This is a genomic window from Acinetobacter sp. WCHAc060006 (assembly GCF_004209135.1).
Classification (GTDB): Bacteria; Pseudomonadota; Gammaproteobacteria; order Pseudomonadales; family Moraxellaceae; genus Acinetobacter; species Acinetobacter cumulans.
In genome coordinates this window covers 1-10,605 of the sequence record NZ_SGSS01000050.1, presented here as the reverse complement: position 1 = coordinate 10,605, position 10,605 = coordinate 1, and the positions used below count along the sequence as shown (strand labels likewise).

Annotated in this window: 12 protein-coding genes; 1 reads left to right on the top strand and 11 read right to left on the bottom strand. The window is 40.8% G+C overall.

From position 1 onward, the window contains the following. Nucleotides 1–72: 72 nt before the first annotated feature. On the bottom strand, nt 73–717 hold the full coding sequence (locus EXE29_RS16605) for an HAD-IA family hydrolase (protein WP_120365071.1): 645 nt from the start codon (nt 715–717) through the stop codon (nt 73–75). A 100-nt stretch (nt 718–817) separates the two neighbouring features. Here EXE29_RS16605 and EXE29_RS16600 point away from each other — a divergent pair, with 100 nt between their 5' ends. Continuing rightward, nucleotides 818–1,585, top strand: coding sequence for a hydroxymethylpyrimidine/phosphomethylpyrimidine kinase (locus tag EXE29_RS16600; RefSeq protein ID WP_120365072.1), 768 nt, complete (start codon nt 818–820; stop codon nt 1,583–1,585). A gap of 46 nt (nt 1,586–1,631) precedes the next feature. On the opposite strand, the gene EXE29_RS16595 is transcribed toward EXE29_RS16600, so the two are convergent. The 10 genes from EXE29_RS16595 to EXE29_RS16550 all read right to left on the bottom strand — a co-directional run bounded on the left by EXE29_RS16595 (nt 1,632) and on the right by EXE29_RS16550 (nt 10,284). Then, nucleotides 1,632–2,684, bottom strand: a complete 1,053-nt coding sequence (locus tag EXE29_RS16595; RefSeq protein ID WP_120365073.1) for a DUF1176 domain-containing protein — start codon at nt 2,682–2,684, stop codon at nt 1,632–1,634. Nucleotides 2,685–2,775: 91 nt separating this feature from the next. Then, on the bottom strand, nt 2,776–5,214 hold the full coding sequence (locus EXE29_RS16590; protein ID WP_120365074.1) for an AI-2E family transporter: 2,439 nt from the start codon (nt 5,212–5,214) through the stop codon (nt 2,776–2,778). Between the two features lie 185 nt (nt 5,215–5,399). After that, nucleotides 5,400–5,846, bottom strand: coding sequence for a nuclear transport factor 2 family protein (locus tag EXE29_RS16585; RefSeq protein WP_120365075.1), 447 nt, complete (start codon nt 5,844–5,846; stop codon nt 5,400–5,402). A 62-nt stretch (nt 5,847–5,908) separates the two neighbouring features. Then, on the bottom strand, nt 5,909–6,559 hold the full coding sequence (locus EXE29_RS16580) for a DUF2939 domain-containing protein (RefSeq protein WP_165382514.1): 651 nt from the start codon (nt 6,557–6,559) through the stop codon (nt 5,909–5,911). Between the two features lie 165 nt (nt 6,560–6,724). Continuing rightward, a complete protein-coding gene (locus tag EXE29_RS16575; protein WP_106986554.1) occupies nt 6,725–7,060 on the bottom strand; it encodes a YegP family protein in 336 nt (111 codons plus the stop codon). Nucleotides 7,061–7,225: 165 nt separating this feature from the next. Further along, the gene (locus EXE29_RS16570; protein ID WP_117006400.1) at nt 7,226–7,594 is read right to left on the bottom strand and encodes a 5-carboxymethyl-2-hydroxymuconate Delta-isomerase; all 369 of its coding nucleotides are present in this window, start codon (nt 7,592–7,594) and stop codon (nt 7,226–7,228) included. A gap of 142 nt (nt 7,595–7,736) precedes the next feature. After that, the gene (locus EXE29_RS16565; protein ID WP_106986552.1) at nt 7,737–8,081 is read right to left on the bottom strand and encodes a zinc ribbon domain-containing protein YjdM; all 345 of its coding nucleotides are present in this window, start codon (nt 8,079–8,081) and stop codon (nt 7,737–7,739) included. A 218-nt stretch (nt 8,082–8,299) separates the two neighbouring features. Further along, nucleotides 8,300–8,746, bottom strand: a complete 447-nt coding sequence (locus tag EXE29_RS16560) for an SRPBCC family protein (RefSeq protein ID WP_106986551.1) — start codon at nt 8,744–8,746, stop codon at nt 8,300–8,302. 282 nt (nt 8,747–9,028) lie between these two features. After that, nucleotides 9,029–9,412: a ribonuclease E inhibitor RraB gene (locus EXE29_RS16555; protein ID WP_106986550.1), complete on the bottom strand. Its 384-nt coding sequence runs from the start codon at nt 9,410–9,412 to the stop codon at nt 9,029–9,031. A 206-nt stretch (nt 9,413–9,618) separates the two neighbouring features. Next, on the bottom strand, nt 9,619–10,284 hold the full coding sequence (locus EXE29_RS16550) for an RluA family pseudouridine synthase (RefSeq protein ID WP_120365076.1): 666 nt from the start codon (nt 10,282–10,284) through the stop codon (nt 9,619–9,621). Between the last annotated feature and the right edge of the window lie 321 nt (nt 10,285–10,605).

Here is a 10,605-nt window from a genome sequence, read left to right as displayed (position 1 = left end):
ATTAAAAACCCTCTATATATTTAATAAGAAGTTAAATTTCTCTTAAATATATAGAAGGAATAAAAATACTAATTAAACCAAATTTATTAATGCATTAAAACTGTCTATTTTATAACGTGGCTGTGCATGTTCTATTTCTTCCGACGTGCCATAACCATAGGTCACTGCAATTGTTTCAATTCCATTTCGACGCGCGCCCAATATGTCATATTCACGATCACCAACCATAATGCACTCACTTGAGTCTAGCTGCTCTTGTTGCAAAATATAGGCAATTAAATCACCCTTATTTGTACGTTCACCGTTCAGCTCACTGCCATAAATGACTTTAAAATACTCGGCCAAATGAAAGTGCTCTAAGATCTGCTTTGCGTAAATGGTGGGCTTTGCAGTCGCTACATATAAAGCATATCCCTTTTGCTGTAAGTGCTTTAAGGTCTCTGCTACTTGTGCATAGACCATATTTTCAAATAAACCAATGCTAGAAAATCGTTCACGATAGCCCAATAGAGCCTGCTCGGCTAAGTCATCCTCTACACTGACTTGTAAAATTCGAGCCAATGATGCTTTCAGTGGTGGGCCAATAATCCAATCAATATTCAAATCATCAGCAATCGGATGCCCAACTTTAGCCAAACCATAACGCGCACATGTCGTAATCCCTACTTTTGGGTCAGTCAGTGTTCCATCCAAATCTATCAAAATATTTTTAATCACACGTGTTCCTTGGCTTGATTTACGCAGAGCAAAAATGCACTCGAGTGTTCTTTCAAAGTTGCCTATACTAACGCATATTTATTCAATGAAGGATATCCTTGTGCGCCCTACAGTGCTGTGTTTTTCAGGCCTCGACCCTTCTGGTGGTGCTGGGCTTCAAGCCGATATTGAAGCCATTGGCCAAAGTGGTGCACATGCAGCCATTGCCTGTACTGCGCTGACCATTCAAAACTCGCAGCAGGTATTTGGTTTTGAAGCCACGCCTAAAGCATTGCTTCTTGCGCAGGCCAATGCTGTCGTAAATGACCTTCCTATTCGCTGTGTAAAATCGGGTATGTTAGGCACGACCGATAACATTGCAGCGCTAGCTGAATTTTTACAGCAACACCCAGATTATCAATATGTATTGGACCCTGTATTGGTAGCCAATAGTGGTGGTTCTTTGGGCAATCAAGCGACTTTGGTTAAAGCTTTTGCCGAACTCATTCCATTGGCTAGCATCATTACGCCAAATACAGTTGAGCTACGTGCGCTTACAGGTGAAAATGATTTAGATCTGGCGACGCAAATATTATTTGCGATGGGTGCAAAAGCAGTCCTTGTCAAAGGTGGACATGAAGATACACCTGAATATATTCGTAATGCCTTATATATACAGGGTGAATTAATTTCAGAAACCCGTTGCCCACGCTTAGCAGGTGAATACCATGGTTCTGGTTGTTCACTGGCCAGCTTTATTGCAGGTCGTTTAGCTCAAGGCGATGTACTTAAAACTGCAGTACAATATGCCGAAACATGGCTATTTGGTGTGTTAAAAAATGCCGAGTCCCCTGTTGAGGGTGGCCAAAAAATTCCTAAGCGTTTTTAAACAAAAAGCCCTGAATCATTCAGGGCTTTTTAATATGAACTGACGATTACAAACCCTGTTGCACCGTCGTTACCCAAATAGGTAGCGCCCAAGCGCCGCCAATAAATCCTTTACATTGTTCGGTTCGTGCTCGATAGCTCAGTACAAATCGTCTTCCATTCCAAGCCCACTCAGTTGTGCTATTACAATCAGCAATACCACGCCCACGTTGGTTGGCAAAAATCTGCCCTTCACTAAAACTATTACCTGAAACCGTCACCAATTGCTTCACTTGTTTTAACTGCCGATCCATCAGCCAATAGCCATTGCCATAATTATAAGCTGCGCGCCAACAAGGAATTTCCAGCAACAGATTTTGCTCATTAATTGGATACGCAATCACACGATCGCCCTCCATAAAATTCTGTTCAAATATTAAAGGACAATCAGATGCTTTCACCTGTTTTTTGAGTTGTACATACAACTGCTTGGCTGTTTTTGAATGCACACTATAACGGCTTTGCATACCTTTTTGATAATGCTGAATATTCACCTTCGGCATTTCTTGTGCTTTTAACACCTGATCAGAAGCGGTCTTGCCCTTACGTAATGTTGCAGAGTTTGTACCAATACGGCGCTGGAAATCATCCATACGCAATAGCACGGCACTTGCCCCATCTACAGACAATTGCCAACGCTGTTTTCCACTTCCCCATAACACGGGCTTAGTGCCTTGTAGTGCAGTCAACAATTGCTCTGTTTGACTCGCATCTAATACGCCTTCACCCGTTTTAGGATTGATATTAATCCAGCCTTGCGGTTTACCATCTTTATAAAACTGCAACGCGCTTTGCACACCATCCAATGCTGTCGCATCAATTTTCACGCGTGCACTCAATTTGCTTTGTGCACCTGCTACGCGTTGTAGCAATACTGAAATAATGGAACTTTGTTGCTCTGCTTGATAACCCGCAACACGGCAAGTACCAGTATTGTCACATGCAACTTCCCAATCTTTATGCGCAAAATATTGGCCTTCAATGTGCGCATGCCCCAAGGCACTACACATCACCAGACTTAAGCCAATCCCGCATTGGATGATAAATTTATTTTTTTCCATTCCTTTGGCTCTAAATTTATCCTAACAGCATGTTAAAACCGTTTTTTATGAAATACCAGCCCAAAGCATTGACTACACAGCACAGCTACGCTTAAGGCACATCCGTTAAATTATCTAATTCCTGTATTTTTTTGACCCGTGTACGTTCATCACTCAATACTTTAATTAAATCATTGGCCAAACCTTTTAATAAGCTCATATCATCTTCGCTAAGTTTTTTCGGTAGACGATCCAATATACAAAAACTCCCCAAAGCAATGCCTTCACGGTTACGTAAGACCACACCTGCATAAAATCGAATCCGGTTATGCAATAGTTCAGGCAAATGTGCAAAACGCGGATCCCGCTGTAAATCTTCAATAATCAAACTTTCATTTTGATAGACCAAATGACTGCAAATTGAATCATGTTTAGATTGCCGTGCTTTCATTGGGTCACCTACATCCTGAGCAAGTGGACTAGCAGGCGTATACACCCAGTCCTGTTTAACCCATGAAATTTGGGCATATTTCACATCAAAGGCTTGTCTTGCCTCCTCTATATACTGGGTATAAATACTCAGATTCTGCGCATCAAAAACACCCAGCTCATCCAAAGCTTTTACACGTTTTTCCTCAAGTTCTAGGTCAGGCTCATCTAGCCATTTTTCACCTTGGCGTAACCTTAAAGCATCAATACTGAGCAATAAATCATTCATGTTATTGACCACAGCATCTGCATCAAACTGAGCTTTGATCTGATCTAATTGCTGTACATCATCACAACTCCACAAAGCGAAAATGAGCTTTGTATCTGGGTAATACTCTCGAATACGATGGCTCAATAGTCGCACTTGTGCTTCTGGCGCGGTATGAAAAATTGAAATACAGATAATCTGCACGGTGCTATTTAATGCGAGCAATGCTTCTGATTGCCCCTGAATGAGAACCTCAGTATATGCCTGAGCAGGAATTTCTCTTAAATTCAAACTATGCGCCAGCATCTCTGACACTTGTACATCCACTTCCCAGCGCGCCCCAGCACACCAGACCTCAGCCAACGCATTTGCATTGACATTTGCAAGGCTATAAGTTTGTTGAAAATGATGATTAAAACGTTTTAAGCCTAAATGTAAGCGTAAACGATGCTCTGCACTGGCCTCTGTATTATGGCCTCTCGAAAAAAATCGAATCGCTGGAATCGCCACTTGATCATAAAATTGACATATCCGACGTACGCGCTGTTCTGGCGTCGTCTTTTTGGGTAATTGATCTTGAATATAACCATTAGCCACATCCATAGCATCTTGCACATCATCTGCCACCAAGCGTTGATAAAAACGTTCATAGGGGGCCAAAGCTGGCTCACTGCCCAACAAAATTTTTAAAAACCTTAATGCAGGTACGTAGTTAGACAAAACCAACAAACAGGCCGTCAATGGTGTAGATAAAATTAAACCAATTGGCCCCCATAAGGTGGTCCAAAAGGTGGCTGCCAAAATAATTGCCAGCGTTGATAGCCCAGTACTTTCACCATATAGCCATGGCTCAATAATATTATTACTGATCAGTTCTAACAGCAAAATTAAGCCGATCGTCCATAGCACCATATTCCAGCCTGGATCTACAGCAAAGGCTAAGGTAATGGGGAAAACTGCAGAAATCATTGGACCAACATAAGGAACAAAGCGCATGACTACAGCCACCATGCCCCACATAATGGCCGCAGGCACCCCAATAAACCATAGCCCTGCCGCCATTGGAATGCCGTAGGTTAAATTGACCGTGAGCTGCATCCTTAAATACGTTCCGATTCTATTCGCGGTTTCATCAAGCGCATCGGTTCCTATATTTAAATTACCACCCAACATTTTTAAAAAACGGCCATGTAAATCTTTACGATTAATTAAAATTAGAATTACGAATAAGAACACAATACCCGCGGTTGCCAATGGATTCAGCACCCGATCGCTCCACTCCAGCGCGGCTTCTGCTGTACTTTGCTCCTGCCCAACCACTTTGACTTTTTGCACACTTGGATCAGGCTCTTCAGGAATGGTTTTATCAATAGAGCCTTCAATAGTATCTAAAGTATTTTTAGCCCCATCCCACACGCTCGGACCTTGAGAATACTGCCGTACTGAGTTTAGTTTTTTTTGTATAGTGCCATGATATTGTGGCAATTCCTGACTTAATTGCCCCAGTTGATACCCCAAATATGTCGCGGCACCTGACAGCACACCCAAAACCAAAGTCACCACCAATGCAATCGATAACCATTGAGGCAGGCCTCTTTTTCTTAGTCGCATGACTAAGGGATCCACTAAAAATGCCAGCAAAATCGCCAAGGCCAAAGGAATAAGAATATCCTTCCCCCAATACAAGGCAGCAATGACCAAAGCACTAATAATAAAACCTGCTGTGATGCTGATGATTTTTTGCAAGCTAGCAGGAACTGTTGCAACGGGGGAATTTATCCCATCCACAGTCTTGTCATTTTTCGGCAGTGGCTGATACGGTGCATTGGTGCTATTTTTGTTTTTATGATCCATTGTCTTCGTCCTGAACCATGAATTCTTATTGTTAATTTAGGCTGAACATCAAACACTGCGTATGATAATCATGTAATGATTTGCAACGTTAAGGCACAAGTTAATGTGATTTAAAGCTTTTTATGGCTTGCTCATCATGCTGGCTTTAATCCCATGATGCCATTAGAAAAATAAGCAGATATATATTAGAAATACAAAGGGATGGCCTGCTGAGTAGCAAAATCCACAGGCAAGGAAATATGTTGATGCTGAATTTTCCAGCCTTGCGCAGTTTTTCGTACAGCCAATGTAGAACGACACCAAGGAATTTTAGGCGTTTCAACACCATCATCTCGGTCAACTTTAGAATAACAACTAATAAAACCCATACTTTCAGTGGCGTGAACGAGTACATCTCGACGATAAACCCGAACATTGGCTTGGAACACACTGCTATAACGTTGCCATAAAGCCTGATAGGCTAATATTCCAGATGTCTGGCTACTGGTATCAAAGAAACAAACATCTGCAACGCAATAGCCCACGATTTTCTGAATATCCAACTGACACACCACATTATCCCAAGCGGATAAAAATTCTTGTATTTCTAACCCAGCCTGTTGCTCTCCATGAATTTTGACTGGATAACTCATTCTTTATTGTCCTGTGAATTGCGCTACCCTTTGGCTTTTACCCTAAGGCTCTCAATTTAAATTTAAGGCAGTTGTACTGCGGTTATTTTCCAGCTAAGCCCACGGCGTTGCATCATAAATCGAGTGTTTTGTTCTACATGCGTATTTGATTTTGCCTCGTGTGGCACGATCACTTCAAAGCGATTCCAACTCGTATAGTGTGCCTGTGGTCGACTGCGCGCTTGCTCAACAGCATGAGAAGCTTGCACAAGATCGTCATCGGCTGTCAGCTGTAGACCTTGTGTCTCTGTATCACTTATGGGCTGTGCTTCCTGCCATACATTTTGCACAGAACCTAACACAGATTTTGCACCCAATAAATCCTCTTTTTGAATCAACTCGGATAAGGTTTTCCCTTGCATTAACAGCATCAATGTCTGTGGATTAAGCACCATATCGACTGCATAGTCTGAAAACTTCTGACTCAGTTTAACTTGCCATTTTTGTAGGCTTGGGGGCAATGACTCACCTCCTGTATAGTGCTGAAAACGTTGTTCTAACTGGGGTTTTAAACTAATTTTAACTGCATCGTAATCAATGTATTGGGAAATTTTATTTGCCTGATTTTGTTCATAGGCTTGCTGAATACGATGCAACACCCAATAGGGCGAAATCACATAAGTCAGTATGGCTAAGCCTAGCCCCACAAAAAAACTGTATTTCAATACCTTCATCGTGCCTATATTCATTCCATACAAAAAAGACCTAGGTTAGTTCACCTAGGTACTTTTATATTTTTTGCTTTACATCATTTTCAACTCATCATCATTCGATGCCATTACGCTGTGCATCAATTCATCATGATGAAAGATTTCAGACTCTGATGACAGCGTATAGCTTTAGGTCGTTATATCTTTAATGACGGTTGAAACTCCATTGGTTTTGACCGATTCAATGCCCTTTTCACGCGATTGCTCACTGGCATAAAATTGACTCGTACCAATAATTTGATGATTGGCGGCTTTTAAATTGAAATATGGTTTCCCATTTTTAGCTTCTAATCGATCATAACGCTGATCATCGGTACAGTTTTTTTGCACAGACTCAATGCCGTTGTGTGCCGATGCTTTTGCTTTATACAATTCACTCGTCAAAATGGGTTCGCCATTTCCTGCTTTCAGTACAAAGCGAAATTGACCATCACTTGCAAGCGATATTTCATACCAACCAGCCATACCACACCTCTTGTTATTCTTAACTATTTTTAGAACATATTTTAATCAACACACCTTATTTAAAACGCTAAATAAATGCCATAAACTAAAAAAATTGCTGATTTTTTTAAAAATAGAAGTGCGTATGACATCATTAAAAATAGCGCTGAAAAGCGCTATTTGAATTTAGGCTTGAACCAGTTGCTTACTGTAGGTGGTTTTCGTCATTTCTAACACTTCAACGCACATTTGTACCGTCATACCTGACTGAGCAGGTAGAACCTGTTGCAAGGCTTGTAAGAGTTGCTCAGAAATTTCAGCTTGGGTTTCTAAACTTCTGCCACTCAGTAATGACAATTTAATATGCACATAAGCCTGCGTCTCATCTGGCTCTAATCCAATCAACCAATCCTGTTGACATACTGCACGGCTTTTAATGTCTAAAGCCGAGCTCACATGACCCGTTGCAAAAAGAGTATGGTTTAAGGTTTTGAGTACCTGCTTGGCATCAATATTTTTAATATTGTTAGAATATTCAACATGAATATGAGGCATGGTGTGGTTTCCCAACGAAGTAAAAACAAATTATGCCTGATCCCCCAATACGACGCATGCTTTCACCCTCTTAAAAAGCTACAAGTTGCAACGTATTGGGAATAGCTGATTAATATCTGGTCAATATCAAACCCTAAGGTATTTAAACTTTTTTGACATATTCAGATTTCAGTTTAATCGCGCCAATGCCATCCACTTTACAGTCAATGTCGTGACCATCAGATGCATCAGGTAGTAATCGAATACTTTTTACTTTCGTGCCCACTTTAACTACAGATGATGAGCCTTTAATTTTAAGATCTTTAATCACGGTTACAGCATCGCCATCGGCTAAAACATTGCCATTAGCATCTTTAATAACGACCTCTTGTTCGCTCAGGTCTTGTTCACCTGCACGCCATTCATGTGAGCACTCTGGGCAAATCAATAAGTCACCATCTTCATAGGTATATTCAGATTGGCATTTTGGGCAATGGGGTAAAGTCATAACAACCTCAAATGTGGATCAAACACAAAAAAACGGCACAATACATGCCAAAAAAAGCCACTATAACAGGAAGCTAGAAAGACATACAAAAACTATGGTTATTTAGCTCATTTAAAAATACGAGAACTCAGTACAAAATTTCATTCGCTAGATCTGATCTATCAATACGCTTGGCGAAGCAAATCACCTATTTAACAGCGTCGCAAAGCAGGTCAAAATTATTGGTCTGGAATAGATGGATTCACTAAAAAAGACAGTAACTGTAAAGACTCCTGCCAGCCTAAATGGCATGCATCGGGTGGAATCACATCTGGAAGTCCCTGTTGCACTATCGTAACTTCTGTACCCACAGACACTTCTTTTAATTGCACAATCACTTCAATTTCACCCGCCAGTTCTTCCGCATCAAATATATCGCTATAACGTAGCAACTGGTTTTCAATCACCTCATGATAACGACCATGAAAAGCATGGCTGGTTCCCGTTGAAAAGTTGGTAAATGACATGCGGTAACTGCCCCCCGTGCGCACCTCTGCGTGTTCAACCTTTGCAATAAAACCATGAGGGGCCATCCACTTTACTAAGGCATTAGGATCGGTAAATGCACGAAATACGCGCTCAGGTGGTGCTGTAAATATACGTTGTAGGTGAACTTTATGACTCATGTGCATACTCCTTATAGTTTTTGTATTGTTCCAATACTCTGCGATCTGTATTTATTGTTTCGCTTTTTTTCTGATTGACACATATAACGCGTTCAATAGATCAAATCAAGTCCGCTTCGAGTGTAGCCTCCTTTAGGAGCTTTACGAGGTCCATAACATAGACCGATATTCATGATGTTAATTTAAATACACGAACAATATTTGACAGTGTTCAAATGCTTCTACAGCCAAATAAAAAAAGCCTAATCGAATAAGACTAGGCTTTTTGTAAATTTTGCACGGTTATTGGCTGTTGAGTTCTTCTTCTGGATCAAAGTCTTCATCATCATAAATATAGGCCATACAGCCCCAGCCGTCATACTCACCCTCAAATTGCACAGCAATTTTGCTAAACCATTCTTCCAAATCGACAATGTCGGCATATTCAGGTTCCATATACACATAAATGGTAATTACCCATTCATTGGTATCTTCATCCTCAAATAAACTGATTTTTTGTTCTTCTTTTAGCAAATAAATCGCACACTGATCAGCTTTTTCTTCACTGGTAAACGCAATTGAATATTCAATTTCATGCGCTTCCGTCAAGTCATCACCATCTTCATGCATTTGCCATAGCACATTGCCATTGTCATCATCTGGATATTGTTCGTAATCGCGTGACATATTCGAATCCTTTTATGATTGTCATTGGTTCTCGATATAAAGTAGCCGATTTTTATTGCAATTTGGCGATTTATTTACAAAACAATGCCTCACCTTTGCCTTGACAACATATTCTCAGCCACAACTGCTTACTTAGGCTAATATTTAATGCACGCTTTGTACCAATACTTACTTTTACAAAAATATTGTGATGGCTAGACCCGCATTTAAAAAGGCACAACACCTTGAATTTCCAAATATTCGCCACTCAAAGGTTGCTTAAAAGCCAAATAACTCGCATGTAAAGCCATGCGATTGAGTGGACTCCAATCTGGATTAGGATGATACAGTCGATCGCCCGTAATAGGATGCCCAATACTCATTAAATGCACACGTAACTGATGGGAACGCCCTGTAATCGGTGTGAGCAGTACACGGCTGATATCTTGGCTGGCATCATAATCTAAAGCTTTATATAAGGTTTGTGCAGGCTTACCCAGTTCATAATGCACCATTTGACGCGGTCGATTTTCCCAGTCAGTAATTAATGGCTCATTAATACTACCCTCACCTTTGAGCTCGCCCTGCACCAAAGCGATATAGTTTTTCTTTACCGTGCGTGCTTGAAACATTTTACTTACCGCAACTTCTGCATCGCGATGTTTGGCAAACATTAAAATGCCTGATGTCGCCATATCTAAGCGGTGGGTAATTTTGGCATTGGGATATAAAGCCAATACACGCAAATAGGCGCTGTCATGATGCTCAGGTAAACGACCTGGCACAGACAATAATTCCGCAGGTTTATCAATAATCACCAAATCATCATCTTCATAAACAATCTGAAGTGGTCCTTGGGGAGGCATATATACAAATTTTTCGTCAGCAGGCATGAGGCTACAGCATTTGGAGCAGGTTCGGGCGCAAAATATCAACTGCACTGCGGTGTGTCAATCATCTGCCAACGGTTCAGCTCGCAAAACGCATTTGCAATTGCTGTGTACAAAAAAACGGCTCAGGGATGAGTTATCCATCTGACATTAAACGTTCTTAACCACGTGTAAGTCATACGTACTACGATACAAATTGGAAGATATGTTTGAGTGGATTTTGTTGGTTTGAAATGTATTTTCTATTGAAATGCTTTTTGCTGGTTGTATTTGGCGTAGTTTTTTTTAATTGTTCATTTTTATTGGGTGATCACTTGAACTTTG

What these genes read in the sequence shown, in the direction of transcription:
- EXE29_RS16595 (WP_120365073.1), bottom strand. Translation starts at nt 2,684, where the DNA reads ATGGAAAAAAATAAATTTATCATCCAATGCGGGATTGGCTTAAGTCTG.
- EXE29_RS16590 (WP_120365074.1), bottom strand. Translation starts at nt 5,214, where the DNA reads ATGGATCATAAAAACAAAAATAGCACCAATGCACCGTATCAGCCACTG.
- EXE29_RS16585 (WP_120365075.1), bottom strand. Translation starts at nt 5,846, where the DNA reads ATGAGTTATCCAGTCAAAATTCATGGAGAGCAACAGGCTGGGTTAGAA.
- EXE29_RS16580 (WP_165382514.1), bottom strand. Translation starts at nt 6,559, where the DNA reads ATGAAGGTATTGAAATACAGTTTTTTTGTGGGGCTAGGCTTAGCCATA.
- EXE29_RS16575 (WP_106986554.1), bottom strand. Translation starts at nt 7,060, where the DNA reads ATGGCTGGTTGGTATGAAATATCGCTTGCAAGTGATGGTCAATTTCGC.
- EXE29_RS16570 (WP_117006400.1), bottom strand. Translation starts at nt 7,594, where the DNA reads ATGCCTCATATTCATGTTGAATATTCTAACAATATTAAAAATATTGAT.
- EXE29_RS16565 (WP_106986552.1), bottom strand. Translation starts at nt 8,081, where the DNA reads ATGACTTTACCCCATTGCCCAAAATGCCAATCTGAATATACCTATGAA.
- EXE29_RS16560 (WP_106986551.1), bottom strand. Translation starts at nt 8,746, where the DNA reads ATGAGTCATAAAGTTCACCTACAACGTATATTTACAGCACCACCTGAG.
- EXE29_RS16555 (WP_106986550.1), bottom strand. Translation starts at nt 9,412, where the DNA reads ATGTCACGCGATTACGAACAATATCCAGATGATGACAATGGCAATGTG.
- EXE29_RS16550 (WP_120365076.1), bottom strand. Translation starts at nt 10,284, where the DNA reads ATGCCTGCTGACGAAAAATTTGTATATATGCCTCCCCAAGGACCACTT.